The organism is Laedolimicola intestinihominis (assembly GCF_040096155.1).
GTDB classification, from domain to species: Bacteria; Bacillota; Clostridia; order Lachnospirales; family Lachnospiraceae; genus Laedolimicola; species Laedolimicola intestinihominis.
Map to the genome: position 1 here is coordinate 55,653 of NZ_JBBMFE010000013.1, position 26,065 is coordinate 81,717.

General features: G+C 51.6%; 28 protein-coding genes. 1 reads left to right on the forward strand and 27 read right to left on the reverse strand.

Annotated elements, in window-relative coordinates:
* Position 1: 1 nt before the first annotated feature.
* The 16 genes from WMO29_RS12895 to WMO29_RS12970 form a co-directional block, all read right to left on the reverse strand.
* Positions 2-1,243, reverse strand: coding sequence for a glutamate-5-semialdehyde dehydrogenase (locus WMO29_RS12895; protein ID WP_349165075.1), 1,242 nt, complete (start codon positions 1,241-1,243; stop codon positions 2-4).
* The gene (locus WMO29_RS12900) at positions 1,244-1,840 is read right to left on the reverse strand and encodes a 5-formyltetrahydrofolate cyclo-ligase (RefSeq protein WP_349165076.1); all 597 of its coding nucleotides are present in this window, start codon (positions 1,838-1,840) and stop codon (positions 1,244-1,246) included.
* Positions 1,815-2,039, reverse strand: coding sequence for a DUF896 domain-containing protein (locus WMO29_RS12905; RefSeq protein WP_178039153.1), 225 nt, complete (start codon positions 2,037-2,039; stop codon positions 1,815-1,817). The genes WMO29_RS12900 and WMO29_RS12905 overlap by 26 nt, the downstream gene beginning before the upstream one ends.
* Positions 2,040-2,903: a patatin-like phospholipase family protein gene (locus WMO29_RS12910; RefSeq protein ID WP_349165077.1), complete on the reverse strand. Its 864-nt coding sequence runs from the start codon at positions 2,901-2,903 to the stop codon at positions 2,040-2,042.
* Entirely contained in the window at positions 2,900-3,751 is an 852-nt protein-coding gene (gene proB, locus WMO29_RS12915; protein WP_178039151.1) for a glutamate 5-kinase, read from the reverse strand. Before proB ends, WMO29_RS12910 begins: the two co-directional genes overlap by 4 nt.
* A gap of 88 nt (positions 3,752-3,839) precedes the next feature.
* On the reverse strand, positions 3,840-4,286 hold the full coding sequence (locus WMO29_RS12920; protein WP_349165078.1) for a hypothetical protein: 447 nt from the start codon (positions 4,284-4,286) through the stop codon (positions 3,840-3,842).
* A gap of 62 nt (positions 4,287-4,348) precedes the next feature.
* A complete protein-coding gene (locus WMO29_RS12925; RefSeq protein WP_349165079.1) occupies positions 4,349-6,007 on the reverse strand; it encodes a putative polysaccharide biosynthesis protein in 1,659 nt (552 codons plus the stop codon).
* 14 nt (positions 6,008-6,021) lie between these two features.
* Positions 6,022-7,206, reverse strand: a complete 1,185-nt coding sequence (locus tag WMO29_RS12930; RefSeq protein ID WP_349165080.1) for a DUF3048 domain-containing protein — start codon at positions 7,204-7,206, stop codon at positions 6,022-6,024.
* A gap of 14 nt (positions 7,207-7,220) precedes the next feature.
* Positions 7,221-7,721, reverse strand: a complete 501-nt coding sequence (gene ybeY, locus WMO29_RS12935) for an rRNA maturation RNase YbeY (protein ID WP_178039147.1) — start codon at positions 7,719-7,721, stop codon at positions 7,221-7,223.
* Positions 7,699-8,688 (reverse strand): PhoH family protein, encoded by a 990-nt coding sequence (locus WMO29_RS12940; protein WP_349165113.1) that lies wholly within the window; start codon positions 8,686-8,688, stop codon positions 7,699-7,701. The genes ybeY and WMO29_RS12940 overlap by 23 nt, the downstream gene beginning before the upstream one ends.
* Positions 8,689-8,701: 13 nt before the next feature.
* Positions 8,702-9,922, reverse strand: a complete 1,221-nt coding sequence (gene yqfD, locus WMO29_RS12945; RefSeq protein ID WP_349165081.1) for a sporulation protein YqfD — start codon at positions 9,920-9,922, stop codon at positions 8,702-8,704.
* Positions 9,916-10,170, reverse strand: coding sequence for a YabP/YqfC family sporulation protein (locus WMO29_RS12950; RefSeq protein WP_435391169.1), 255 nt, complete (start codon positions 10,168-10,170; stop codon positions 9,916-9,918). Before WMO29_RS12950 ends, yqfD begins: the two co-directional genes overlap by 7 nt.
* A gap of 59 nt (positions 10,171-10,229) precedes the next feature.
* On the reverse strand, positions 10,230-10,775 hold the full coding sequence (locus WMO29_RS12955) for a DUF2284 domain-containing protein (RefSeq protein WP_349165083.1): 546 nt from the start codon (positions 10,773-10,775) through the stop codon (positions 10,230-10,232).
* Entirely contained in the window at positions 10,775-11,761 is a 987-nt protein-coding gene (locus WMO29_RS12960; RefSeq protein ID WP_178039141.1) for a diaminopimelate dehydrogenase, read from the reverse strand. The genes WMO29_RS12955 and WMO29_RS12960 overlap by 1 nt, the downstream gene beginning before the upstream one ends.
* A 23-nt stretch (positions 11,762-11,784) precedes the next feature.
* Positions 11,785-12,381 (reverse strand): hypothetical protein, encoded by a 597-nt coding sequence (locus tag WMO29_RS12965; protein WP_349165084.1) that lies wholly within the window; start codon positions 12,379-12,381, stop codon positions 11,785-11,787.
* 137 nt (positions 12,382-12,518) lie between these two features.
* Entirely contained in the window at positions 12,519-13,640 is a 1,122-nt protein-coding gene (locus WMO29_RS12970; protein WP_349165085.1) for a D-alanyl-D-alanine carboxypeptidase family protein, read from the reverse strand.
* A gap of 157 nt (positions 13,641-13,797) precedes the next feature.
* Between WMO29_RS12970 and WMO29_RS12975 the strand changes: the two genes are divergently transcribed.
* Positions 13,798-15,207: an alanine/glycine:cation symporter family protein gene (locus tag WMO29_RS12975; protein WP_349165086.1), complete on the forward strand. Its 1,410-nt coding sequence runs from the start codon at positions 13,798-13,800 to the stop codon at positions 15,205-15,207.
* A gap of 80 nt (positions 15,208-15,287) precedes the next feature.
* Here WMO29_RS12975 and rlmH read toward each other — a convergent pair whose 3' ends face one another.
* The 11 genes from rlmH to WMO29_RS13030 all read right to left on the reverse strand — a co-directional run bounded on the left by rlmH (position 15,288) and on the right by WMO29_RS13030 (position 26,004).
* Positions 15,288-15,767, reverse strand: a complete 480-nt coding sequence (gene rlmH / locus WMO29_RS12980; protein ID WP_178039138.1) for a 23S rRNA (pseudouridine(1915)-N(3))-methyltransferase RlmH — start codon at positions 15,765-15,767, stop codon at positions 15,288-15,290.
* Positions 15,764-16,564 carry an MBL fold metallo-hydrolase gene (locus WMO29_RS12985; RefSeq protein ID WP_178039137.1) on the reverse strand — a complete coding sequence of 267 codons (801 nt, stop codon included), beginning with the start codon at positions 16,562-16,564 and terminating at the stop codon, positions 15,764-15,766. Before WMO29_RS12985 ends, rlmH begins: the two co-directional genes overlap by 4 nt.
* A 148-nt stretch (positions 16,565-16,712) precedes the next feature.
* Positions 16,713-18,101: an NADPH-dependent glutamate synthase gene (gene gltA, locus WMO29_RS12990; protein WP_178039136.1), complete on the reverse strand. Its 1,389-nt coding sequence runs from the start codon at positions 18,099-18,101 to the stop codon at positions 16,713-16,715.
* A complete protein-coding gene (locus tag WMO29_RS12995; protein ID WP_178039135.1) occupies positions 18,101-18,985 on the reverse strand; it encodes a sulfide/dihydroorotate dehydrogenase-like FAD/NAD-binding protein in 885 nt (294 codons plus the stop codon). The genes gltA and WMO29_RS12995 overlap by 1 nt, the downstream gene beginning before the upstream one ends.
* A 160-nt stretch (positions 18,986-19,145) precedes the next feature.
* Entirely contained in the window at positions 19,146-19,448 is a 303-nt protein-coding gene (locus tag WMO29_RS13000) for a Dabb family protein (RefSeq protein WP_178039134.1), read from the reverse strand.
* A 15-nt stretch (positions 19,449-19,463) separates the two neighbouring features.
* The gene (locus tag WMO29_RS13005; RefSeq protein WP_349165088.1) at positions 19,464-20,423 is read right to left on the reverse strand and encodes a chitobiase/beta-hexosaminidase C-terminal domain-containing protein; all 960 of its coding nucleotides are present in this window, start codon (positions 20,421-20,423) and stop codon (positions 19,464-19,466) included.
* Between the two features lie 20 nt (positions 20,424-20,443).
* Complete coding sequence (locus tag WMO29_RS13010) at positions 20,444-23,185, reverse strand: DNA translocase FtsK (protein ID WP_349165089.1); 2,742 nt, start codon at positions 23,183-23,185, stop codon at positions 20,444-20,446.
* A gap of 71 nt (positions 23,186-23,256) precedes the next feature.
* Positions 23,257-23,940, reverse strand: a complete 684-nt coding sequence (locus WMO29_RS13015; RefSeq protein ID WP_178039131.1) for an ATP-dependent Clp protease proteolytic subunit — start codon at positions 23,938-23,940, stop codon at positions 23,257-23,259.
* Positions 23,941-24,018: 78 nt separating this feature from the next.
* Entirely contained in the window at positions 24,019-24,804 is a 786-nt protein-coding gene (locus WMO29_RS13020; protein WP_178039130.1) for a CFI-box-CTERM domain-containing protein, read from the reverse strand.
* A 15-nt stretch (positions 24,805-24,819) separates the two neighbouring features.
* Positions 24,820-25,548: a YebC/PmpR family DNA-binding transcriptional regulator gene (locus tag WMO29_RS13025; RefSeq protein WP_178039129.1), complete on the reverse strand. Its 729-nt coding sequence runs from the start codon at positions 25,546-25,548 to the stop codon at positions 24,820-24,822.
* Between the two features lie 108 nt (positions 25,549-25,656).
* Positions 25,657-26,004 carry a type II toxin-antitoxin system PemK/MazF family toxin gene (locus WMO29_RS13030; RefSeq protein WP_349165115.1) on the reverse strand — a complete coding sequence of 116 codons (348 nt, stop codon included), beginning with the start codon at positions 26,002-26,004 and terminating at the stop codon, positions 25,657-25,659.
* Positions 26,005-26,065 lie beyond the last annotated feature (61 nt).

Sequence of the window (26,065 nt, forward strand, 5' to 3'; positions counted from 1 at the left end):
ATTACCCCCTTACCTGGCCATGGCCGGTAATCTCGTATTTGTATGAAGTAAGCGCCACAAGACCCATGGGACCTCTGGCATGCAGCTTCTGGGTACTGATGCCGATCTCCGCGCCAAAGCCGAACTCAAAGCCGTCGGTAAAGCGGGTCGAAGCATTTACATAGACTGCCGCTGCATCCACTTCCTTTAAAAACTTCTCTGCATGTTCCTGATTTTCTGTGATAATTGCTTCGGAATGTCCGGTATTATAACGATTGATATGGGCAATGGCTTCCTCTACATTATCTACGGTCTTCACAGAAAGAATGTAATCCAGATACTCCGTACCCCAGTCTTCCTCTGTGGCTGCCGTCATAGGAACCGCTTCTCTGGCTGCTTCGTCTCCGCGAAGCTCCACTTGCTTCTCCTGAAGCTTCTTTGCCAGCAGAGGCAGAAATGCGTTTTTTACCTTACGGTTTACCACCAGAGACTCGCAGGCATTGCAGACGCCGATGCGCTGTGTCTTAGCATTGTATACAATATTCACGGCCATCTCAAGATCCGCTGTCTCATCCACATAGATGTGACAGTTACCGGATCCTGTCTCAATGACCGGAATCGTACTGTTATTGACAACGGTGGCGATTAACCCGGCACTTCCTCTGGGAATCAGCACATCTATGTACCGGTTCAGCTTCATAAAGGCCGCAGCCGTCTCACGGCTGGTATCCGTCAGAAGCTGGATAGCACTTTCCGGGCAACCACAGGCTATTAATGCCTGCTGCAGCACCTCGGTGATGGCCTGATTGGAATGAATCGCGTCGCTTCCGCCCCGCAGCACCACCGGATTGCCGGTTTTGAAGCAAAGTCCGAAGGCGTCCGCAGTCACATTGGGCCGGGCTTCGTAAATGATGCCGATGACGCCAAGAGGCACTCGCACCTGACGGATATGCAGGCCATTTTCCGGCACCCAGTCCTTCATGACTTCCCCCACCGGATCCGGTAAGTCCGCAATCTGGCGAAGACCTTCCGCCATGCCCGCGATGCGATCTTCGGTCAACTTCAGCCTGTCCAGAAGTCCCGGCTTCATGCCGCGCTCCTGTCCCGCTTCCATATCTTTTTCATTGGATGCAAGGATCTTTTCCTGCTCGCTTACAAGAAGCTCTGCCGCTTTCAAAAGTACCCGGTCTTTCTCCTCCCGGGTCATGACCCGGAGAATCGGTTCCGCTTCCTTTGCTTTCTGTCCAATACACTCTAATGTCATCTATTTCCTCCCGATTACCCGTTTCTCTGTCACGATTTTCTCCGGACAGATATCAAACGCTTCATAAGGAACGCTTTCTTTTACCTGAAATTCAAAGGCCAGCGCCACTCTGGAAAGCTTCGGATGCGCCTCCAGGAAACGGTCGTAAAAGCCCCCGCCGTAACCGATCCGGTGCCGTTCCTCATCGAAAGCCACGCCAGGCATCAGCATCAAGGCTTTTTCCTCATCTCCGCTTTCATCTGCCGCGTGCTTTTCGTAAGGCTCCCGGATTCCGTAATACCCCTCCTCCAGATCATTTTCCAGAGAAGTGATATAGAAGAACTTCATATCCTGTCCCAGTACCTTCGGGACAGCCACCCGTTTGCCGTCAGCCCAGGCCGCCCGGATGATATCCGAGGTCTCCACCTCATGCTTACAGTCCACGTAAGCGTAGATCACCTCCGCCTGCCGGTATTCCTGCAGGGTCAGCACCTGATCCCGCACGCCCAGACTCAGCTCATGAATCTGTTCGTCCGTATGAGCCGCCCGCAGTGCCTTGATCTCTTTTCGCAAGGCCTTCTTTAAAGCTTTTTTAGTTTCCTTTTCTGTTTGCATCATATTTTTCACCCAGATTTACGACGCTGCCGTCCTGCTCCTTAATATCAATATTGTTCAGCTGTCCGCGCAGGTTCATGCGGACGGCCTCGATATATTCCAGGCGCAGAAGCTTCTGCTCCTTCTTCTCCGCATCAGTCAGGCCCTCCGCCTTGGAACGGCGGTACAGCTCGTTGATGCGCGCAATCTTCTGAGGATCCATTTATTTATCTCCTTCCCATCCCGCAAAGGACGCTGCCTGTTCAAAAATATCCTTTGCGTATTCATAGCCATGGTTGTAAAAATCTGTTAATACTTCTGCGTGATTCTCGGTATTCTTGACCACCGGAACCTGAGGCCGGATCACAAAAACATGTCCCCGGTTTTCCAGATCCTCGATAAGTTCCATGGTGCAATTGTAATAGTAAGCCCGATATTTGATGGCACGAATCAGATTCGGATACTTATGATACATGATCTGAGCCATTTTCAGCGTCTTCTTCGCAGGCGCTTTCCGGTAGCCCGCCTGTCTTGTGAGAATGATAACAGGCTTCTTCACCCCGTCGTGCAGGGCCTTGCGAATGGGCACGGAATCCGCCACGCCGCCGTCCACCATGGGAATGCCGTCCACATCCACAATGGGCGATACCACCGGAAGACTGGACGAAGCCCGGCAGATAGTCATCAGCCGCTGCCGGTCGCTTTTCTCCGACAGATACTCAGCCTTGCCGGTCAGGGCGTTGGTAGCTGTCAGAATGCACTCCATACCGGAAGAAAAGTATGTGTCATAATCAAAGGGAATGATCTTATTGGGAAATATATCAAAGATCAAATCCATGTTAAACAGGCTGTGCGTTTTCACCAAGGACTTGAGACCCACATAGCTTCCGGCCTCCAGAAAATCAATCGTGCACAGCTTCATCCGGCCCGGCTGGTGTGACGCATAGTCTACTGCGTTGCAGGCGCCTGCCGATACGCCGATGACATAGGGCAGATACATGCCCTGTTCCATAAAATAGTCCAGCACGCCGGCTGTAAATACGCCTCTTGTGCCGCCGCCCTCCAGTACCATTCCTGCTTTTTTCATGAAAAATGCGCCTCCAGAAATGTCTTTAAATCAAAGGATTCATCCTTATGTGCCTGAAAGAAAGTGCCGTACCTCTCCCCGTTCACGATTTTGTGAATAACACTCATATCGCCGCCATTGGCAATCAGCATATCGGCTCCGGCCGCTGTGGCAAGCTCCGCCGCGATAAGCTTGGTCGCCATACCGCCGGTTCCCACCGAGCTCACCGCGTCATGCCCCATGCCCATTAGTTCCTCATCCAGATACTCTACAAAGGGCACAAACTCCGCATCCGGGTTTATGTTCGGGTTATCCGTATAGAGGCCGTTGATGTCGGACAGCAGGATCAAAAGATCCGCGTCCACCAGGGAAGCCACAATGGCCGACAGGGTGTCGTTATCACCGTGGAGAATCTCAAAAGTAGAGATACTGTCATTGGCGTTGACGACAGGAATTGCGCCAAGCTCCAGAAGCTCCGCGAAGGTATCCTGGGCATGCCTGCGGTTTTTCAGGTTGATCATGGTGTTGCGGGTCATCAGAATCTGGGCTGCCACCTGATTATATTCAGCGAAAAATTTCTGGTAGATCATCATCAGTCTCGCCTGTCCGATGGCTGCGCAGGCCTGCTTCATGGGGATGCTCTCCGGCTTCTCCTGAAGCCCGGCTGCCTTCCTGCCCACGCCGATGGCTCCGGATGTGACCAGAATCACATCCTTACCCCGGTTATGCAGATCTGACAGCTCCCGCACCAGATGCTCCACCTTGATAAGATCCAGGCCCCCCGTCTCCTTATGAATCAGGGAAGAGGTTCCCACCTTTACCACAATGCGTTTTTTGTTTTTTATCTTTTCTCTGTAGTCTGTATTCATGTCATTTTGTCCTCTGCTTGCAGAGTTACTGTAAACAGTAACTCTTTAACTCACTTAACTTTACACCATAATGGCCGGAATAGCAAGTTTAACTGGAGTAATTCTCCAAGAAATCATAAAGCTCCTGCTCCGTGGCCACGCCCTTCCCTGCGCGGATTTCCCGGCGCAGGGCCTCCGGCAGCAGGGAAACCGGGATATCCGTCGTCTCATACAGGGTGGTTCCGTCTTCCCGGTAAATGTTGACCAGACCGTCGGCTTCTTTTATGAAAAAGCGGAACTCTGCTGATTCTTCACTTCCGGTTCCTTCCGGTTTCATCTGTGTCTTTTCGCCCCCGGACGCAGCGGTGTCCGCCTGCACGCGGTCTCCCGGCGCAGCGGCCTGCTCCTTCGTCAGAAGCTCCAGACTCTCGATCTGCGCCAGCAGCCGCTCCTTTTCCTGCTCCATAGCCCGCTCCGACCTGAGACTACCGGAATAATAGGCCAGTGTCATCAGGAACGCGATCCCGGCCATTGCCGCCAGAAATCGTTTTGCCATAAAAAACCCTCCTTTTTTGAACAGTATGTCCAAAAAGAAGGGTTTTCAATGCACAACTTCTTTTAAATCAGATGGATCCTCTTCAATATGCGAACGATTGTTCTCCCTTTTGGGAAGCTTTTCAGTTCTTCCTCTGTGATGCCATGCAGCAGCAGAACGAAAAACGCATAAATGATTACAGCCAGGATCAGGCACAACAGCGTAGAAATCCGTACCCCGATTACTTTATGAAGGGGCTGGTACAGAAGCCATACCGCCAGCGCCATAATCAGGGATGACACGCCCGGAATCAAAAAGGTTCGTTTGATCTCCTGATGGTAATCCAGATGCTTCCGGATAGCCGCTCCGTTCAGGATACACATAAGGATGGCGAAGAACATATAGGCCAACACCACACCATAGATATGAAGCTTGCCAAGCTGCACCAGACTAATCATCAGGAGCAGATGGGTCACCAGCGCAATCACGGCGTTGCGTACCGGAATCTGCATCCGATCAATACCCTGCAGGATCCCATTCGTCAGGGTAGACAGGCCATAGAAAATGACAGAGGCAGAACCAATCAAAAAGAGCTTCGGCGCAATCTCATTGGTATTCCAGGACAGCAGATCAAGAATTGGCTCGCCAAGCGCAGTCAGGCCGAAGGCACTGGGAATGCAGATCATCATAACCATGCGGATAGCGCCCTCGGTCTTTTTCCGCATCTCATCCCAGTCGCCGGAAATCCGGGCTCTCGTAAGGGCCGGAATGGTGGACGCGGACAGGGCTGATGCCACTGCGATGGGCACATTGGTCAGAAGCTTGTATTTGCCCACATAGATGCCCCAGTAGATCTCGACCGTACTCTTATCCGCCTTCTGTACATCCAGCATCAGATATTTGAATACGCCCTGATCTACAATGCCGCTGATATTGTAGACAGCTGTACTTAAAATGACCGGTACGATGGTCATAATCAGCACACGCAGGGTACTTGCGTAGCTTTCCTGCCGGCTTACATGATCCCGGCGCATATTTTTCTGCAGTACCCGGTTGTACATGAGCATGACAATAATCAGGAACAGAAGGCCTGCTGCTGCGCCCAGGCTGGTACCCAGTGTACTTCCCGCCGCGCCGTAGATGGCTCCGCTCTTCCCATTGGTAATACCTGCCGCCGCATCCAGCTTTACGCCGTAGGAAAACAGATAGCTGGCCGCCGCAATGCTCACGATAGCGTTGACAATCTGCTCAATGATCTGGGAAATAGCCGTAGGCATCATGGTTCCCATGCCCTGGAAGAAGCCACGGAGTACGCCCATCACCGCCATGACAAAGACGGCCAGCGCAAGTACCTTCAGACACAGCTCACTCTCCGGCGTATTTAACAGGGTTCCGGTGAAAAAGCCGGCGCCAAAGAAGGTCAGAGCCGAACCGGCTGCGCCGACCACCAAAGCCATATACAAGGCTCCCTTGAAAGCTCTCCAGGAATTCCGGTATTCGCCAAGTGCCACCTTGGCCGACACCACCTTGGATACTGCCAGCGGCAGACTGTAAGAGGAAATCAGCAGAATGACATTGTAGATCTCGTAGGCTGCGGAATAATAATCATTTCCATGGTCTGTAATGATATTGGTCACCGGCAGCCGGTAGAGAAGTCCGATGATCCGGCTCACGATGGACGCAATGGCCAGAATGCTGCCCTGCATAATATAATTGGATTTTGAACTGTTTTTCTTTCCCATGATTCTGTTTTTCCTTACTGAACGACCACATCACCCTTATAATCATTCCAGATGATACAGATAAAGGTCTTTCCGTTATTTAATACAATTTCCTGATCGTTTTCATCATAATAGCGGGCCGGAGTTCCCAGCTCTCCCGGATTCTTCCAGTAGCCGTCGATCTCCTTACCGTTGGTAAATACCTTACATTCGTTTCCGTTGGACTGGGTGGCAAAATGCAGATAATCCTTGGCGTCCAGCACGTTGCCGTCGCAGTACTGGAAAATGACGTTGGTCACCGCCACCTGTTTACCGTTCAGCTCATCTGTGTGAGGATTACCGTAAGTCCAGCGGTAATATTTGCGATCGGAAGCGTCATACTTAAACGTCGCCTTGACGCCGCCAAAGCCGTTTTTACCGCCATCTCCGCCGGGTTTTAAGACCGTCGCGTCCGGATAGCCCTGATACTCCGCGATTTCACCCGTATCTGCGAACTTAAATTTACCCGGATACTCCTCCGGCATGGTCATATCATACCCTTTTTTTTCAATATCCCTCTGGATACCTTTCGGAAACGCGTAAAGCGTATGCTCGGTTGCCTTGCCCGGACGGCTGATGCGATCATACATGGCCGTGGCCGGATGCTCGATGCCTTTGGTTCCGCCGGAAAGTACATCATACTTGCCGCTGTTCAAATCCGCCAGCGCGTATTGGGCCTGTCCGAAATGGGCGTACACCGGATGAAACTCCTGGGCGAAATGAAGGTAGTAAAGCCGGCAGCTTCGCACAGAGCCAATTCTATCCAGATTTTTCCAGTCCTCAAAAACACCCATCCAGCGGGTGATACGGCCCTCCACAGGGCATTCGTAGATAACAGACGCATTTGATACGCCGGACATGGGCAGCGCCGCAGAAGTGTTATTCAGCATAATCGCAAGGGGCCTGGTCTTTCCGAGCTCCTCGTCGATCCATTCTCCGGTAAAGTAGCTTCGGATCTTGCCGTCCACCACCTCCCGGGGCGCCGGCTTATCTGGTTCCTCAGACGCCGTGTCATCCTCGTTATCTGCCTGTTCCTCTTCCTCCCAGGCGATTACTTCCGCCTCGGTATTAAATGCATTTTCTTCCGCCCCCTGTGTCTTTGCCTTGCCACAGCCAGCTGCCATCAGAAAAACAATGGCCAGACACAGAATGCCTGTCTTCTTCAGGTATCCCTGCTTCATCCCGGAAATCCTCCCTAACGTAAAATATTCAGGCTTTCCAGAATGGCAGCCTGCTTCGCCTCCATCACTCTTGCCTCTTCCGGCACCATATGATCATAGCCGAAAAGATGCAGCATACTGTGGGCAATCAGGAACGCGTACTCCCGTGTCCGGCTATGCCCGTATTTTTCCGCCTGCTCCATGACCTTATCCACGGAAATAACAATATCGCCCAGTACCAGCTCGCCGGTCTCCGGGTTAAAACAGTCCTCTTCATCCTCCTCCACGAAGGAAAAGTCCGCAGGGCTTTCATACTCCAGCATGGGAAAGGAAAGCACGTCCGTGGGACGGTCAATCCCTCTGTGCTCCCGGTTCATTTCATGGATGCCCTCATCATCTGTCAGAAGCAGATTCACTTCAGCCTCATAGGGACATTTTTCATAATCCAGCGCTGCCTCAATAACCTTTCCGGCAATCCCTTCCGTATCCACATCCGGCAGCGTCTTATTGCTCTCATCTTCTACGTTGATAGTCATGACTGTCCTTTCTGGAGCTTCTGCGCTCCTGGGCCTTCTCATAGCTTTCGTAAGCCTGTACAATCTTCTGAACCAGCGGGTGACGCACCACATCCTTGCTGGTCAGCTCACAGAAGCCGATGTCGTCCACTTTGGAGAGTACCTTCAGAGCCACCTCCAGGCCGGACTTTGTGCCGCCTGGCAAATCCTTCTGGCTGGCGTCGCCGGTCACAATAACCTTGGATCCGAAACCGATACGGGTCAGGAACATCTTCATCTGGGCCGGAGTTGTGTTCTGGGCTTCATCCAGGATAATAAAGGCATTATCCAGAGTACGGCCTCGCATGTAAGCCAGAGGCGCCACCTCGATTAACCCCTTTTCCATATTTTTCAAAAAACTCTCCGCGCCCATGATCTGATACAGGGCGTCGTAGAGGGGCCGCAGGTAAGGATCCACCTTACTCTGCAAATCGCCCGGCAGAAAGCCAAGCTTCTCGCCTGCCTCAATGGCAGGACGGGTCAGGATAATCCGGCTTACCTCATTATTCTTAAAGGCGGTAATCGCCATGGCCATAGCAAGATAGGTCTTACCGGTTCCGGCCGGTCCGGTACCGAACACGATCATATGGTTCCGGATCATGTCCACGTATTTCTTTTGTCCCAGGGTCTTGGGCTTGATGGGCTTGCCTGCGATGGTGTGGCAGATAAGCTCCTTATCAATCTCCACCACAGCCTCTTCCTGTCCCTCCATGGACAGGGCCAGGGCGTAATCCACGTTCTGCTCCTGAATCACGTTGCCTCTTCTTGAAAGCTCCAGAAGCTGCTCGATGACCCGGGTTGCCTGCCGGGTGTAATCAGCCGGACCTAAGATCTTCACCTCGCCGTCCCTGGCAATGACGGACACCTTCAGGGTCTGTTCTATTTTTTTGATATGGCTGTCGAACTGTCCAAACACATTGCTCTGGTGTTCAGCCGGTACGTCCAGCATCTTTTCCACAATATTACTCAAATGCTGCCTGCTCCTTTTGTCTGATCTTCGGAATTCCGATCTCCTCCAGGACCTCAATCTTCCCCTTCGAGACGCAGAAATTCCTGCCGTTATCTATTTTAACATCATTTCCGACAATTTGAACCCCTTTTTGCAGTAAATTATTTAAAAATTCATTAAGATGGGCTTCTGCAAGGCCTTTTGCCTCCTCTGCCGTATATTTTTCCGTATAAATCTCATACTCGGCCCGCTCTATGAGGCCGAAGGACAGTGGAAGGTAAAAATTCCCTGTCAGATGCAGCGGATGCTCCGTTTCCACAGTTGTATACAAAGAAAAGGTTCTCGGATCCGTGAAAGATAACAGCTTCCGTCCGGCTCTGATCGACACGCCATAACGTTTTTTTCCGGTAAAATGCCGTACTTCGCGGGACCGCGCAAAGCTGTCCTCATAGACGTAAAAAGTCCGGGCCCGGACGTCGCCGTCAGCACGAACCTCCTGTACGCCAACCGCATCGCCGCTGTCGTCCCGGATGTCCACCGTTCCGCTGATGAGAACCGTACCGGCCTCCACCTCGTCGCCGGGCTGCACCTGGGCGGTGCCGCTTCGTACCAGAATGCCGGTAATGATTCCTGCCCGGACCGCCACCAGATCGGAACTTTCTGATGTGTTCGCCGCTTCCTGCTGTTCCGTCTCCAGATCCTGATTTTCCCGTACCCGAATCAGAAGCTGTGTGCCGGTGACGCGAGCTGACACCCAGGTCAAATCGGGAAAATGAATCCGAAGCATGGTCTGGATTTCTTTGCAGTCCACATCGCGTTTTCGCATACCGTGAACGATCTGCTCCTCCGCCAGATAGGTAAGCAATACGTCGGTACTGCGGGCCCGGTTTCCCTCGATCCGGATGTCCCAGATAAACAGGGATAATACATAGAGCAGCATGCAGCAGGCCAGCATCCCCACCGGGAACATCTTCCGTTTCCGGTTCCGGTGCAGAAAAAAAGGAAGCCCGTGGCGCTCGGTAACAGTCACATGCGCCCGGGCCTTTTTCACCAATGGCCTGATTTTCCGGAAGTCCCGGATGCTAAGATTCATTTCGTATTCATTTCCCACATTCTGCAGATCCCACAGGACGATGTGCCTGGCCTTACAGAGGTTCAGGAAGCGCTCCGGTGAGTATCCAAGAACCCGGATCCGCACAAAGCCCTTCAGATAACGAAATAACCAAATCAGCAATATTTCACCTCCAGAAGCTCGCCGGTGATTTTCATTTCCTCATTGGTGTAATAGACAATCTCTAACTGTTCGCCGTGAATCTCCAGCTTACAGGTGCGGGTCTGAATCCGGATCTGGTTTTCCGTATATTCAATGAGGCTCATGTAGTTTTCCACATAAGCCTCATGCTTTCCGGTAATGGTCAAGATCACTGCACCCAGCGTCAGATCCTTCGGCAGATTCAGAACTTCCGACATCTGTTCCTTCACGCTCATGAATTCCGGACCTTTGGTTTCCTTACCTCAACTATATGCAGTTTTCCTTATGCCTATGCCCGTTTATACAAAATGAGACTGAACCAGGTCACCAGGCCGCTTCCGCTCATAAAGGTAATCCCGTTTTTCTCCGCCAGCTCTGTCACCAGAATACCGTAGCTCTCGATACACGGAAACATCCGATCCGGATGGCGGCAGGGCGCGTCCGGATAAGCGCATTTTTCGCAAATGGCGCAGGATTCCGTGGAAAGCACCTGCATTTCCCCGCAGAAGGCTTTCATTTCATCCCGAATCTGTCTTGTAATCTCCTCATGCTCCCGTCTGGTGGCCAGCATGGCGGACATATCCTCCGTATCCACGCCCTCGGCAATAGTGGTGAACATCAGTACGTCTTCATATCCGAGGCACCGTTTCCGGCATTCCTCCACTGTGCCCACCGCAGGCGGACAGGACCAGGAAGTACCATAGCGCGGGCATTCGGTTCGGCAGATATAACGCACCTCATCCCGGAAAGGAAGCTCCTTTGGCTTTACAAAGGCGTATTCGCAGACCGGGTAGGCGCTTAATGTGGCTTCGATTTTCTCACGCAGCGCGTCCATTACAGCAGGCTTGCCCGCAGCTCTTCGCCGCTCTTGGCGCTTAAGTAAGCCGGAGCTACGTCAAAGACAGTCTTGCAGCCGCTCATACCTTCCCGGCTCATGCGGTATGCCGCTCTCGCGTAAGCCACAAGCACGCTTGAAGTAAATTCCGGGTTGGAGTCCAGCTTCAATCGATACTCGATCAGATGATGATTCTCCTTCTCCCGTCCGGTTACGCCGCTTCTGAGCACAAATCCGCCATGGGGCAGACGACTGTGATACTGCTGCATTTCCTCTTCGGTGATGAAATGAACGGTAGTATCATAATCAGCGAAGTAATTGGGCATCGTCGTGATCGCTTCTTCTACCTTTGCGGGATCCGCGCCCTCCTCCAGGACGACGAAGCACTCACGGGTATGCTTCTCGCGGGTGGTCAGCTCCGGATTCCTTCCTGCACGTACTGCTTCCAGCGCACTCTCCACAGGGATCGTATACTGTCTTGCGTCCTTTACACCGGGGATGCGACGAATTGCGTCAGAATGCCCCTGGCTTACACCCTTGCCCCAGAAGGTATAATCCTTGCCCTCCGGCAGAATGGCGTTGGCGTACATACGGTTCAGGGAGAACAGACCCGGATCCCAGCCTACGGAGATAATTGCTACTCTGCCACTCTTCTTCGCCTCTGCGTCCACATCCGCAAAATGCTCCGGAATCCGCGCATGGGTGTCAAAGCTGTCGATGACATTGAAGTACTTGGCGCACTCCGGCGTCTGCTTCGGCAGGTCTGTGGCGCTTCCGCCGCAGAGAATCAGAACGTCCAGTTCGTTCTTCCAGTCTGCCAGTTCAGATGCGCTGACCACTTTGGCTGTCTTAGACCAGATATGCAGCTCCTCCGGATTTCTTCTGGTAAATACTGCCTTCAACTCCATATCCGCATTCTGGGCAACCGCACACTCTACGCCGCGTCCCAGATTGCCGTATCCCATAATTCCTATTCTGATACTCATTTTTTCATAATCCTCTCTTCCTTTTACTTATATAGAATCAGACCGCCCTTTTTGTCATGGCCTGTGTTCCACAAATCATCCATATCCAGCCATTTGCTTTCACCGTAAGTCACTGCTTTGACCATACAACTGTCTCCTGCCGTATCGTAACCGGTCAGAAGAAACCAGTGCCAGACATAGTTCTCAAACAACGGGTTTTCATGCTTCAGAATCAGGCAGGGCACCGGAACTCCCCGATCAATGGCGTCTATCACTGCCGACTTTGCCTTATCCGCATCCTCCGTGCCATGCAGCGGTTCCATATGAACCGCGTCGCAGCCCTTATCTGCCAGGTATTTTCCGAAGCCGTCCATATAGATATCCAGAGAATCGATGCCGGTCCGTCTGGGCTTCAGATAAGGCTTCATCTTCATGCCGAACTTTACGTAATCCTTTTTCGTCAATGCTGTCTTTTCATAGGGATAAAGGCCTTCCGTCCCCTTATAACAATCGAAGTAAATGCTGCTGTCGCAGGCCGTCACTGCCGCGCAGCCTCCGATTTTCATCATCGGATCCCAAAACCACTCCTGATTTCCTCCGTAAGAATGTTCAATCATAAAATAGTCCAGTTCCTTCTGCATACTATGTAAGCCGCGTCCTTTCCTGTAACTCAAGAAATAAGAGCACATCGTTTTCTGTGCCCTCATTCCTTTTCCTATTATAATTTTATGCCTTCGAATAGTCAATGCTTTATTACGCTAATTCGTGAATTTCCTGTTTACTCCGTATAATTCTGGTAAACCGCCACATGATCGTAGATGCAGCGCCAGGCGCTGTGGGCGTCCGCAGTCACGCAGATATACCGGCGTCCACTGTTCGAACGGCTTACGCTCACCGCACAGTTGCCGGACTGTACCACATAGCCGGTCTTCGCGCCGATGATTTCTCCGTGGGTGTCCTTATCCTCAATCCGCCGCAGGAACCAGTTGGAAATAATAATACCGTCCGGATGCTGCTCCGTGGCGGATGTGGTGTAGGTACGGGCGTTCAGAATTTCGCTGCAAAGCGGATTATCCATGGCCGCCGTCATAATGACCGCCAGATCATATAAAGTGCAGTAATGATTGTCGTCGTAAAGCCCTACGCAGTTGGTGAAATGGGCACTGCCGGAGATTCCCAGCTCCTGCAGCTTCTGGTTCATCAGCTCCGCAAAGCCGTCCAGGGATCCGGATACATAATAGGCCAGTCCGGCCGCCGCGTCGCCGCCGGACGGCAGAATAGTTCCGTATAGCAGATCTCTCACCGTCACGGTCTCGTTTTCATCAAAGCCCACGGCACTGCAATCGTGGGAATAGCTGTAATCTGTGATTTCCCGGGTAATCGTAAAGGTGTCGTCCAGATTCGACACATGCTCTACTGCTACCAGAAGCGTCAGCACTTTCGTCATAGACGCCGGACTGATCCGATCGCCTGCGCCCCGCTGATACAGGACCGTGCGGTTATCCGCGTCCACCAGAAGAGCCTGGGTGCTGGTCACCTCGTCGCTGCCCAGATAGGAAGCACCGTTCAATCCGCTGATGGTATAGTCGCCGGACACAGCATAAGAGGAAACCGTCTCTGCCGAATCTGTTCCGTCCGAAGTCCCCGCGGGAATCGACGCCTCAATTTTCGTCCGCATAGCCAGATACGCCGTTTCCGTCGCGCCGGCAGCCGCTTTCTTTGTCATATGCTTTACAGTTATTGAGCCAAGAACCAGCACAAGGAACAGGAAAAGTCCCATGGCCGTAAGAACTATAGCTCTTTTTATTCTGGCCTCCCGCTGTCTTCTCCTGCGTCGTTCTGCCCGTCTTCTGGCGCGCTCGCGCTCCCATGCCTCATCATTTTCTTCTAATGTACCCACCGGGAACCTCCCATTTTACATATATTATCAATTTTTGTATTTATTATGTTTGTTTTGTTTCTTCGTTATTCTACCAGAATTTTTTTTCGGTTTCAATATACAAACCATAGAATATAAGGTATACTAAAAAGCAAGAATAAAAAGGGAGACTACAACCATGATCCACTTTATGAATCTGATCCATCTTGTTTACAATTTTCTCTGGGGCGATCTGATCACCATTCCGCTGCCCGGCGGCAGTTCCCTGGGGCTTTCCCTCCTGGTACTGCTTCTGGTTCCCACGGCGATTTATTTCACTCTGCGCACCCGCTTCCTTCCCTTCCGGCTTTTCCCGGAAATGCTGCGTGTCTCTATTGAAAAGCGTAATCCCGAGCATCGGGACGGTATCTCCGGCCTGCAGGCCCTGATCGTCTCCACAGCCACCCGGGTGGGCATGGGCAATCTTATCGGTGTGGTCGCTGCCATCTCTGCCGGCGGCCCGGGAGCCATCTTCTGGATGTGGGTGATGGCGCTTCTTGGTTCTGCCACTGCCTTTGCGGAGGCGACGCTGGCACAGATTTATAAGCAGCGGGATCCGATCTACGGCGGCTTCCGGGGCGGTCCGGCTTACTATATCCACGCACTCTTTGTGAAACCGGGCAGCAGGAAAAAGCGTTCCATTATTGCGATACTCTTTGCCCTCTCCGGTCTTCTCTGCTGGTGCGGCATCAGCCAGGTTATCGGTAATTCCGTATCTTCGGCTTTCCGGAACGCCTTTCATATTCCGCCGCTGTACACTACCATCGTATTGGTACTGGTGGCAGCCTTCATCGTTCTTCGGAAAAATGCCACGGTGAAGGTGCTTGACGTGGTTGTTCCGGTTATGGCAGGCCTGTATTTCTTCCTGACCCTTTTTATTATTTTCAAACATATCGGACAGGTTCCGGCTGTGTTCGCGCGGATTTTCCAGGAAGCCTTTGGCCTTCGCCAGGCGGCTGCCGGCGGTATGGGTGCGGTCATTATGAACGGAATCAAGCGCGGTCTTTTCTCTAATGAGGCCGGAAGCGGTTCCGCTCCCTGTGCGGCTGCGGCTGCGGACATCAGTCATCCGGCCAAGGAAGGCCTTCTGCAGGCACTGGGCGTTTTTATCGACACTCTTCTTATCTGCAGCTGCTCGGCTTTGATTATGCTACTGACTCCCGCATCTCTGACCGATGGACTCCAGGGCATGGACCTTTTACAGACAGCCATGCGGTACCACATCGGTGAGCCAGGCGTGATCTTTATTGCCGTGATCCTGTGGCTGTTCAGCTTCTCCACCTTTATCGGCATCCTCTTTTATGCCCGGTCCAATGTGGCCTATCTGTTCGGCGACAACTGGAGCGCCCAGACGCTCTACAAGGTTCTGGCTCTGGTAATGCTTTTCATCGGCGGCCTGGCCGCCTACACCTTCGTCTGGGATTTGGGCGATATCGGCATCGGTCTCATGACCATCTTCAATATGATGGCGCTGATTCCGCTGTCTCCGAAGGTCATTGAAAGCCTGAAGGATTATGAGCAAAATCATCGGCATGATAAGACACTGTAAATAATATGTCTCTGAAATACAAAGGACTGACATATGAATAAGCTTCACGTTTATTCATATGTCAGTCCTTTTTCTGCCTCTTATTTGTGATAGGGTTCATTTTTCAGAATCCGATAGCTCCGGTACAGCTGCTCCAGCAATACCACCCGCATCAGCTGATGCGGAAATGTCATACGGGAAAAGCTTAAAGCGTAATCTGCACGCTTCATAACCGCCGGAGCCAGGCCCAGCGAACCGCCGATGACAAAGGCGATGTGGCTGGTACCACTTACGCCCAGACGATCAATCTTTTGGGACAGCTCCACGGAATCCAGCATCTTTCCCTCGATGGCCAGGGCAATCACATAGGCATCGTCCTTCAGAGCTTTTAAAATCCTCTCGCCTTCCTTTTCCCGGATGGCCACCTCTTCCGCCTCGCTGGCTCCGTCCGGCGTCTTTTCATCGGCCAGTTCCACAATTTCCAGCTTGCAGTAGCGGCTCAGGCGCTTGGAGTATTCCTTGATCGCGTCTGTAAAATATTTTTCTTTGATCTTTCCAACTACAACACAGGTTATTTTCATAATTCGATGACATCCATATCTTCCGGGATCAGCAGGCGGCCAGTAAAGTATTGCTCTCCCTCGGCCCGATACAGCTCCTGGCGACGGGCAATGTTTTTATCCTCCGTATGGTACAACACCAGATTTTTCACATACAGGCGCTCCGCCAGCTCGCAGGCGTCCTTGACCGTGGAATGGTGCTTCTCATACGGATGGAAGATATCAGCCTGTCCATTCAGGCAGAAGGCCTCGTGAAGAAGCCAGTCGCTTCCGGCGGCGTACGGCTCCTCCCGATCATTGTAGGGCTCGTCGCCGCAGCAGGTCAGCTTCCGGCCGTCCCCCAGATCGCACATGTAACCGTACTGCTTCGCCTTGGTGGAGCCGATATCAAAGAAAGTATAGCGGTGCCCTAAAATCTCCTTTTGTTCACCATCCGTCACCGGAACCAGATGAACACGGTCGCCGATGAGTTTTGTCTCTTTCTTGTTCAGCAACATTTCTGCCAAGACCCGAAGCATCTCTGTCAGCTCCTGATGGGCGTAGATATAAGCCTCCCCCTGATACTTTCCGGCGTTCATATTCTGGCAGATGACGCGCAGCATCCAGATAATGCCCATGACGTGGTCAATATGCTTGTGGGTCACGAAGATATGGTGAATGTCATTTACATCGATTCCGGCTTTCTTAAGACGCGCCAGGATCTCGCTGCCTCCACCGCCGTCTATCAGGAAATGGCCTTCGGCGCTGCTTAAGACGTAGCAGGTATTATAACACTCTGTCACCAGTGCGTTGCCGGTTCCGAGAATCGTAAGCTTCATATGGAATTCCTCACTTTTCTGAAAATGTTTTCATAAAATCTTTTTTTATCTTACCAGAGCTATCCGGGGTTGGCAAGAAGCTGCCGCAAAAAAAGTCGTATCACAGAGAAGGTCTGTGATACGACTTTGAATTCACGTACTGTGAAACTTATTTCTGGCTCAGATACTCATGAATACCCTTTGCAGCCTCTTTACCGGCGCCCATGGCCAGGATAACGGTAGCAGCACCTGTTACCGCGTCGCCGCCTGCGAATACGCCGTCCTTCGAGGTAGCGCCTGTCTCTTCAGATGCAACGATACATTTTCTCTTGTTGATCTCCAGACCCTTAGTGGTGGAGGAAATCAGCGGGTTCGGGGAGGTTCCCAGAGACATGATAACGGTATCGACGTCGATATCGAACTCGGAACCCTCTACCTCTACCGGGCGTCTTCTTCCGGAAGCATCCGGCTCGCCAAGCTCCATGCGAACACAACGGATACCCTTTACCCAGTCGTTCTCATCCTCGAGAATCTCTACCGGATTGGTCAGCAGATCGAAGATGATGCCCTCTTCCTTAGCGTGATGTACTTCTTCCTTACGCGCCGGGAGCTCTTCCTCGGAACGACGGTAGATGATATGTACCTCGGCGCCCAGACGCAGTGCTGTACGCGCAGCGTCCATGGCTACGTTACCGCCGCCGACTACGGCTACCTTTTTGCCGTGGAAGATCGGGGTATCGTAGTTCTCATCAAATGCCTTCATCAGGTTATTTCTGGTCAGGAACTCGTTCGCGGAGAATACGCCGCAGGCTGTCTCTCCCGGAATACCCATAAACTTCGGAAGTCCTGCGCCGGAACCGATGAATACAGCGTCAAAGCCTTCCTCCTCCATCAGCTCGTCGATGGTTACAGACTTTCCGATGATAACGTCAGTCTCGATCTTAACGCCGAGAGATTTTACATTCTCTACCTCCGGAAGTACGACGCCGTCCTTCGGAAGACGGAACTCCGGAATACCGTATACCAGAACGCCGCCTGCTTTATGCAGCGCCTCAAAAATAGTTACGTCATAACCCAGCTTTGCCAGGTCGCCAGCGCAGGTCAGACCTGCAGGACCGGAACCGATGACCGCAACCTTCTTGCCATTCTTCTCTGCGGGAGCTGCCGGCTTGATGCCCTGCTCTCTCGCCCAGTCGGCTACAAAACGCTCCAGCTTACCGATGGAAACTGCCTCGCCCTTGATACCGCGGATGCAGCGTCCCTCACACTGGCTCTCCTGGGGACATACACGTCCGCAGATAGCCGGAAGCGCGGAAGACTCGCTGATTACGCTGTATGCTTTTGCAAAGTCGCCTTCCTTTACTGCGCCGATGAAATCCGGAATATGAATCTGTACCGGGCAGCCTTCCATACATTTTGCTTTCTTACATCCGAGACATCTCTGTGCCTCTTCTACTGCCTCGTCCTTATTGTAACCAAGGCAGACCTCATCGAAATTCGTAGCACGAACCTTCGGATCCTGCTCTCTTACCGGAACCTTCTTTAATACGTCAGCCATTACTTGTCACCTCCGCAATTTCCACATCCGCCGTGATGTGTCTTTCCTTCCTTGTATGCAAGCATGCGGCGGCCTTCTTCTGTCTTGTACATAGCTGCACGCTTCATCGCCTGATCGAAATCAATCTTGTGGCCGTCGAACTCCGGTCCGTCTACACAGGCGAACTTGACCTCGTCGCCTACTACCACACGACAGGCTCCGCACATACCGGTTCCGTCTACCATGATCGGGTTCATGCTGACGATAGTCGGGATGCCCAGCTTCTTCGTGGTCAGACAGGCGAATTTCATCATGATCATCGGTCCGATGGCTACACACAGATCGTAGTGATGGCCCTCGCTTACCAGCTTCTCCAGCATAGCGGTACCTACGCCCTTGAAGCCGTAGCTTCCGTCGTCGGTACACAGATACAGGTTGCCGACCTTGCTCATTTCCTCTTCCATGATCAGGATGTCTTTGGAACGGGCGCCGATGATGATATCGCACTCTATGCCATGCTCATGCAGCCATTTTGCCTGCGGGTATACCGGAGCGGTGCCTACGCCGCCTGCAATGAAGATAACCTTCTTCTTCTTTACTTCTTCTAAGTCGTCGGTAACCAGCTCGGACGGACGTCCCAGCGGTCCTACGAAGTCAAGAAAATAATCTCCCTCTTTCAGGTCTACCATCTTGCTGGTAGATACGCCGATGGGCTGGAATACGATGGTAACAGTTCCGGCTTCTCTGTCATAATCACAGATGGTCAGCGGAATACGCTCCCCCGTCTCATCCAGTCTTACGATAATGAACTGTCCCGGCTGACAAGAAGCTGCCACTCTCGGAGCGAGGACAACTTTCTTGTAAACATTTGCAGAGAGCTGCTCTGCTTTTACAATCTTGAACATACGTTTCCTCCTGGAGTATAATCTTGCGAATTTTAAAACCCGCTTAAGGGCCGTCGGAATCGCTTCCCACGGCCAAATCTAACTCATCTTTAATATAATAATGCAATTTTCCGAAGATTTCAACTGTTAATTCATTTTCTGCGCATGTAATCCGGAAGTTTTACACTTCATAATCGAAGCATGCCCGATCACAGGTAGCCGGTTTGATAATCTCGGTCGCTACCGCTACGTGAAGCGGATGTACCTGATAGGCCGCCAGGTCCTCCGCGGTCTCCACATCGGATACCAACAGCAGTTCCCGGTTGCTTCCCGGAAGCCTGTTCAGCTTCATTTCCGCGAAGGTCAGGCCTTTAATCTGTCCCACCAGCGCTTTCAGACGCGCGTCCGCCTCTTTTGCCAGGGTCTCTTTCTTCTCCTCCGGAAAATCCTCTTTAAAATTCCACATAACCAGATGCTTTACCATAATGTTTCCTCCTCTTTAATTATCATCGTCCGTATCAGCACCGGCTGCCGGGAAATCCAGCTTATAGGCCAGTACCAACGGTTCGCTTATCATACCTTTTTTATTGATGGCAACGGCGCAGAGTAAAACTTCCCCTTCTTCCATCAGTTCAATGGGGCCTTCATACCGGGTGCTCTCACTGGTTGGGATGCTGCCGTCCAGTGTATAATAAATGCTTCCATATTCTGTTGACAGGTTCAGCCGCAGATAATAATTGTAAATGCCCTCCGGCGTATCACAGGCAGGCTTTTCAATCCGATAAGGCAGTAGCGCGTCCCGGATATCCGGATACGGACATTCCGCTATCACGTCTCCTACCAGCTCCGTCTGCCCGGTCTCATTTAAAAGCTCCATCAAATCCAGATACAGCTCCTGCAATGCCTGACTGTCTCCCCGGGCCAGACTTTCTGTTTCTACAGCCTGTTTCATATAAGTCAGAGCCGGGGCTTTGGCTCCTGTCTTCGCATAGACTTCTGCAAGCAGACGCAAAGCTTCCGTATCACTGCCGTTCTTCTCATTCTGAATCTCCTGCGCCCGACGCAGATACATGATAGCCTTTTCATATTCTCTTTTTTTCTCGTACTGTCTGCCTTTTCGAAGTTGATAGGAATAATTATTATCGCTGGTCATTGCAGAATAAGACAGTGTAAAAGCGCATCCGCAAATCAGCAGCACCATCAGAAAGAGCAGACTCTTATAGCGAAAGCACAACGAAGTCCGCTTTCCTTCACCGGACGTTTTTCTGCCCTTTCCCGCTGTCGTCCCGGATTCTTCCGAAACCGGAAAGCTATCCGGTTTCATTTCTTCCGGTTCTTCCTGCCCAATCAGCACCTCGTCCAGCGGATCATAGTCCGGAACAATCTGAATTTCATGTCCACAATGTTCACAATATATTTTTCCGGGTTCCAGCTCACTCCCGCAATTTGGACATTTCATAAGCTTCCTCTCTTTTGCAATCAGACGTATTCTTCCAGATAACGTTCAAATTCTTCCATGGTCATCAAAATTTCCCGGGGCTTGGTTCCGGCTTCTTCGCCCACTACCCCAGCTTCAGACAGCTGATCCATGATACGGGCGGCCCGGTTAAAGCCCACTTTAAACCAGCGCTGCAGCATACCGATGGATGCCTTGTCTTTTTCGATAATGAATTTTCCGGCTTCCGCAAACAGTGCGTCCCTCTCCGGGCCGTCGCCCGACCCGCTGCTATTGCTTTCCTGCTCTGCTGTCTGCACTGTATTGATGTGATCTTCGACAGCTGCATTATAACCGTTTCCGCTGTTATTCTCCTTCAGGAACTCTACTACCGCGCTCACCTCTTCGTCAGAGACAAATGCGCCCTGCACACGGACCGGCTTGGGATAACCGTAAGGATAAAACAGCATATCGCCCTTACCTAGCAGTTTTTCCGCTCCATTCATATCGAGAATGGTTCTCGAATCCACACCGGAAGATACCGCAAACGCGATACGGGACGGCATGTTGGCCTTAATAAGACCTGTGATAACATTCACAGATGGTCTCTGGGTCGCGATAATCAGATGAATCCCCGCCGCGCGGGCCAGCTGCGCCAGACGGCAGATGGCGTCCTCCACTTCACCCGGAGCCACCATCATCAGATCTGCCAGCTCGTCGACCACAATGACAATCTGGGGCAGCTTCTGGGGTTTGGTGTCATCTTCAATGTGTTCAATATTCTTAATTTTCTCATTGTAACCGGCCAGGTTCCGGACATTGTAATCCGCAAAGAGCTTGTAGCGATGGGTCATCTCCGCCACCGCCCAGTTCAGGGCTCCGGCCGCCTTTTTCGGATCCGTTACCACCGGAATCAGCAAATGGGGAATGCCGTTATATGTACTCAGCTCTACCACCTTCGGATCGATCATGATAAGCTTCACCTCATCCGGAGACGCCTTATACAAAAGACTCATGATCAGCGTGTTGATACAGACAGATTTACCGGAACCGGTAGCTCCGGCAATCAGAAGATGGGGCATCTTGGCAATATCCGTCACCATGATTTTACCTGCAATATCTTTGCCCACCGCAAAGGCCAGTTTCGACTTATGGCTCTTGAATTCCTGGGAGGAAACCAGCTCCCGGAAAGATACGATGGAATTCTCCGCATTGGGAACCTCAATACCCACGGCTGCTTTTCCCGGAATCGGCGCTTCAATTCGCACATCAGTCACGGCTAGATTCAGCTTGATATCATCGGCCAGGCTTACGATCTTGTTGACCTTGACGCCCTGATCCGGCTGAAGCTCATAGCGGGTCACGGCCGGACCCTGGCTTACATCCGTGACCGTTACGCCCACGCCGAAGTCCCGGAGAATCTGCTGCAAATGAAGAGCCGTCTCATGCAGAATCCGATCCGTGTCTTTATTCTCTGTATGCTTCACCTGATTCAGCAGACGAAGAGGCGGATAAACGTATTCCTGCGGAAGCGCTGTCGGCGTATCCGCTTTCTCCGGCACCGTCTTCGGCTGTTGTGCCGGTTCCACTGTCGGCATATGGGGCGGTTCCGCCTTTCTGACCGGCTTCTCCGGCCGGGATTCCGATGCCGAAGCTTCCGGCTGAACCTGCTCCCGTACTTCAGGCTCCGGCCAGACAAATGGATCTGCTTCCACTTTCTGCTCCTCCGGCTCTGACGTCGGACGCTCCCGGTGAATCGGAATCCGGAACATCTCATCCAGATCCTTCAGGTCCGGTTCTTCTGCATATTCAAAAGCTTCCGGCTGTTCTGTCTGCTCCGGCAATCCGGCCGCGTCTGTGCCATCCATATCAGGCAGGGTAATCTCCCGCATTTCATCCGTATAAGCTTCTTTATTCACACAGGGCTTTTGCCCGGCTGCTTCATTTCCCGGGGTATTTTTTCCGGCTGTCTCTTTTATCGCGGTTTCCTCCAGCGCTATCCCGGACACCTTGTGCTCCACTCTGGGTCTGCGTGGCTCCCGGAACTTCTTCGGCGATTTTTCCGCTTCTGCCGGTTCTTCATTCTCCAGTTCTTCCGTCTCCATGGCTGCCCGTTCTTCCATGGCCTTCCTTCTGGCATCCCGGCGCTCCTCAGCCTGAATCCGGTATCGCTTCGCGTCCTCTTTCGCTGAATCGTATACCTTTTTGCTTCCGCTTTTTACGCCGCCGATAAAAGAACGTTCGGTGATTACCACAGCACAGATAATAAACAGTACCAATATGATAATCCAGGCACCCACCGCGCCAAAAGCTCCGGTCAGCGCCTTGCAGATCAGGCCGCCAACCGCGCCGCCGCCTGTCTTATGCTCTGACGCATAGGTATAGAAAGCCGTTACAGTTCCGGCCCCGTCCTTTTCTCCGAATATCAGTTCGAATGCCGCGCACAAAAGAATGCCTGCCATCACCATGGCTGCCGCTTTCACAACCGCAATGGTATTATCCCGGTTTGAAATCGAAAACGCTGTAACCAGGAACAAAACCACTGGCAAAATATATGCAAATATTCCAAAAATACCGAACATAACACCGCTGACAAAACTGCCCGCGGCTCCGCCGACTCCGAAATTACTGATTAGAAGCAGAACGGAAACCGCGAAAAGAATCAGAACCGTCACCTCATCCCGGATAAACGCGTTTTCTTCTTTCCGCTTCGCTGTTGTCTTTCTGGAGGCCGTTGTCTTTTTTCGTGTGGTTGTCCGGCGTTTACCGGAGTTCCCTGCTGCCATCTCTTATGTCCTCCCCTTTTACTCGCATAATTATTCTTATTATATCATTTCTGGGCCTCGCTGTCCACGCATCATTTTTCCTCTATAAGCGTCCGCAGCTTTTTAAAAGCCTGAGCGATTCCCCCTATCTCATTGATGAGTCCTTCCTTCACAGCCTGTCCGCCTACCAGGACAGAACCCACATCTTTTGTCAGCTCTCCTGTTTCCAGCATAAGCTTCGAAAGCCGTTCTCCCGAAATAGTACTGTGGGTGGTGATGAAACCGGAAATCCGGGCCTGAATTTTCTGGAAATAATCAAAGGTCTGAGGAACGCCGATAATCAATCCGGTCATCCGTACCGGATGAATCATCATGGTTCCGGTGGGAACAATAAAGGAATAATCCGCTGAAACTGCCAACGGCACACCAATGGAATGGCTGCCTCCTAAAACCAGTGACACCGTAGGCTTGCTTAAAGACGCGATCATTTCCGCTATGGCAAGTCCCGATTCTACATCGCCGCCCACTGTGTTGATGAGAACCAGGAGACCCTCCTCGCTCGGGCTGCCCTCCAGGGCCGCAAGCTGTGGAATCACATGTTCATACTTGGTAGTTTTCGCGTTAGACGCCAGACACTCATGCCCCTCGATTTCGCCGATGATATTCAAAAGGCGGATTCTATGTTCGCCTTCTTCAAGCGTCACCTGACCATAATCCTCGATTTCCTGGTTCTGTTCTTTCTGAACTTCTGTCTTCTGCTGTTTTTCCTTTTCCATAAAAAATACCCTGACCTTTCTCACATACTTTTTCTTTAGTATGCTTTCCGGTCAGGGCATTTATACCTGTTCGAAGGCTTAAGCCATGTAGCGGTTCTTCAGATCATATACCATCTCTGTATAGCGCTCCCGGCATGCTTCATTCTCACCGTTTTCGATCTTGTGGATACAATCCATAAGATAATCATTCCAGATCTCTTCGTATACAGCGTCTGCGTCTTCCTGTCGTCCGATACGGTTCACGATAGTGGGGGCGATATTGTAATATTCCTTTACCATCGCTTCGCCGTCCTCACGCCTCAGAAGATACTCATCGCGATAAGAACGTAAAAGCTCCAGCTCATAGCAGTCGTCAGCTTTGCCCTGGCGCTCACAGGCCGCGGTCGTAATATAACAGAACTTTCGATGGAAACCCTGCTCTATTTTCTCATAATCCGCCTTGCCTACCGATGTCTTAAACGCTTCGTTCCATTTCGCTACCAACACATCCGTCAGCGGCTCTGCGGAATCATTCTTCTGCTTCTGCTCCAGAATCGCCGGAAATACGTAAACAGCCAGGATCATATTGTAATTGATCTGCTGTTCATTTTTCTTTCCTTTCTTGGGAATGCCCTCAAGCTCCGCCCGGGCGCAATCCACCAGATGTTCTGCCAGCTTATTAAGCCAGGCAGCCGGATTTTCCTCCTGCTGGTATACAGCCTCAATGGCGTTTATCGTGTCCAGATGCTTACGCAGGTAGGCCTGAAATGCTTCCGGATACACGCTTTTCTTAAAGGAAGTCATGGGATTGCCCTCTGTCAGAAGCATATCCTCGATGCCCTGCATGGCCTGATTATAACTCTCTCCGTATGCTACCAGATCCATATGTACTCCTCCCGATTACTCGTCCCAGTTATGATATACATTCTGCACGTCGTCATCCTCATCCAGAAGATCCAGTGTTCTCTGCAGATTCTTAACCGCGTCCTCGTCAGTCAGAGTTACGTAAGTCTGCGGAATCATGGTAACCTCTGCCTCTGCCATGGGGATTCCCTTTTCCTCCAGCGCAGCACGTACTTCACTGAAAGAATCCGGATCGGTCAAAATCTCGAAGCTGTCTTCTTCCTCGGAGAAATCCTCTGCCCCTGCGTCCAGCGCCAGCATCATCAGATCGTCCGGATCCATATCGCACTCCTCGCGGTCTACGATGATCTGTCCCTTCTTATCAAACATATAGGATACACAGCCCTGGTTGCCGATGGAGCCGTTGCCCTTGGTAAAGGCGCTTCTTACATTGGCCGCGGTACGGTTCTTGTTGTCGGTCAGCGCATCTACAATGATAGCGATGCCGTTGGGTCCATAGCCTTCATAAGATACATACTCATAATTAACAGCATTGGCGTTTCCTGCCGCTTTCTTGATACCTCGGTCAATGGTATCGTTGGGCATATTAGCCGCCTTTGCCTTGGCAATGACATCACGCAGCTTGCTGTTGTTGTTCGGGTCAGCGCCGCCCTCCTTTACAGCTACAGCCAACTCACGGCCAATGATGGTGAAAATCTTTCCCTTTGCTGCGTCATTCTTCTCTTTTTTATGCTTAATGTTCGCAAATTTTGAATGTCCTGACATATCTAAACACTCCTATTCTTCCTGTTCTGTACTTTTTGCCGCCGGTTCTGTCAGATCCCGACAGACGGTTCTCTCTATTTTAGCACTAATTTTTTTGAATGGCAAGTCTTATGTATCCAATTCGAGACTTACCCGCAAAGCTTCATTCACCCGATGAAGGGATTTTTCATCCAGATGACAGATTTTATCCCGGAGCCGCTGCTTGTCAATGGTCCGCAGCTGCTCCAGCAGAATCACGGAATCCCGTACAATCTGACACTGTCTGGTACTCAGTTCCACATGAGTCGGCAGCTTCGCTTTATTCATCTTCGAAGTAATGGCCGCCACGATGACTGTGGGACTGTGCCGGTTGCCGGTATCATTCTGAATCACAAGCACCGGGCGCACACCGCCCTGCTCGGAACCAATCACCGGTCTTAAATCCGCGTAATATACATCGCCCCGTTTGATTATCACATTTTTCACACTCCAATTAAAAAAATACATAAGGTCTTTCCTCTCAAGTATTTCCAAAATT

Excerpts from the sequence above, each read along its gene's own strand:
- WMO29_RS12975 (WP_349165086.1), top strand. The coding sequence starts at position 13,798 with ATGATCCACTTTATGAATCTGATCCATCTTGTTTACAATTTTCTCTGG.
- WMO29_RS13005 (WP_349165088.1), bottom strand. The coding sequence starts at position 20,423 with ATGAAATGTCCAAATTGCGGGAGTGAGCTGGAACCCGGAAAAATATAT.
- WMO29_RS12905 (WP_178039153.1), bottom strand. The coding sequence starts at position 2,039 with ATGGATCCTCAGAAGATTGCGCGCATCAACGAGCTGTACCGCCGTTCC.
- WMO29_RS12940 (WP_349165113.1), bottom strand. The coding sequence starts at position 8,688 with ATGCTGGACGTACCGGCTGAACACCAGAGCAATGTGTTTGGACAGTTC.
- WMO29_RS13025 (WP_178039129.1), bottom strand. The coding sequence starts at position 25,548 with ATGTCAGGACATTCAAAATTTGCGAACATTAAGCATAAAAAAGAGAAG.
- WMO29_RS12960 (WP_178039141.1), bottom strand. The coding sequence starts at position 11,761 with ATGAGTATCAGAATAGGAATTATGGGATACGGCAATCTGGGACGCGGC.
- WMO29_RS12925 (WP_349165079.1), bottom strand. The coding sequence starts at position 6,007 with ATGGGAAAGAAAAACAGTTCAAAATCCAATTATATTATGCAGGGCAGC.
- WMO29_RS12920 (WP_349165078.1), bottom strand. The coding sequence starts at position 4,286 with ATGGCAAAACGATTTCTGGCGGCAATGGCCGGGATCGCGTTCCTGATG.
- WMO29_RS12930 (WP_349165080.1), bottom strand. The coding sequence starts at position 7,206 with ATGAAGCAGGGATACCTGAAGAAGACAGGCATTCTGTGTCTGGCCATT.
- WMO29_RS12985 (WP_178039137.1), bottom strand. The coding sequence starts at position 16,564 with ATGAAGCTTACGATTCTCGGAACCGGCAACGCACTGGTGACAGAGTGT.
- WMO29_RS12955 (WP_349165083.1), bottom strand. The coding sequence starts at position 10,775 with ATGGACGCGCTGCGTGAGAAAATCGAAGCCACATTAAGCGCCTACCCG.
- WMO29_RS12895 (WP_349165075.1), bottom strand. The coding sequence starts at position 1,243 with ATGACATTAGAGTGTATTGGACAGAAAGCAAAGGAAGCGGAACCGATT.
- WMO29_RS12900 (WP_349165076.1), bottom strand. The coding sequence starts at position 1,840 with ATGATGCAAACAGAAAAGGAAACTAAAAAAGCTTTAAAGAAGGCCTTG.
- WMO29_RS13015 (WP_178039131.1), bottom strand. The coding sequence starts at position 23,940 with ATGGAAAAGGAAAAACAGCAGAAGACAGAAGTTCAGAAAGAACAGAAC.
- ybeY (WP_178039147.1), bottom strand. The coding sequence starts at position 7,721 with ATGACTATCAACGTAGAAGATGAGAGCAATAAGACGCTGCCGGATGTG.
- WMO29_RS12965 (WP_349165084.1), bottom strand. The coding sequence starts at position 12,381 with ATGCAGAAGGAACTGGACTATTTTATGATTGAACATTCTTACGGAGGA.
- proB (WP_178039151.1), bottom strand. The coding sequence starts at position 3,751 with ATGAATACAGACTACAGAGAAAAGATAAAAAACAAAAAACGCATTGTG.
- WMO29_RS13010 (WP_349165089.1), bottom strand. The coding sequence starts at position 23,185 with ATGGCAGCAGGGAACTCCGGTAAACGCCGGACAACCACACGAAAAAAG.
- gltA (WP_178039136.1), bottom strand. The coding sequence starts at position 18,101 with ATGGCTGACGTATTAAAGAAGGTTCCGGTAAGAGAGCAGGATCCGAAG.
- WMO29_RS12995 (WP_178039135.1), bottom strand. The coding sequence starts at position 18,985 with ATGTTCAAGATTGTAAAAGCAGAGCAGCTCTCTGCAAATGTTTACAAG.
- WMO29_RS13020 (WP_178039130.1), bottom strand. The coding sequence starts at position 24,804 with ATGGATCTGGTAGCATACGGAGAGAGTTATAATCAGGCCATGCAGGGC.
- rlmH (WP_178039138.1), bottom strand. The coding sequence starts at position 15,767 with ATGAAAATAACCTGTGTTGTAGTTGGAAAGATCAAAGAAAAATATTTT.
- WMO29_RS13000 (WP_178039134.1), bottom strand. The coding sequence starts at position 19,448 with ATGGTAAAGCATCTGGTTATGTGGAATTTTAAAGAGGATTTTCCGGAG.
- WMO29_RS12910 (WP_349165077.1), bottom strand. The coding sequence starts at position 2,903 with ATGAAAAAAGCAGGAATGGTACTGGAGGGCGGCGGCACAAGAGGCGTA.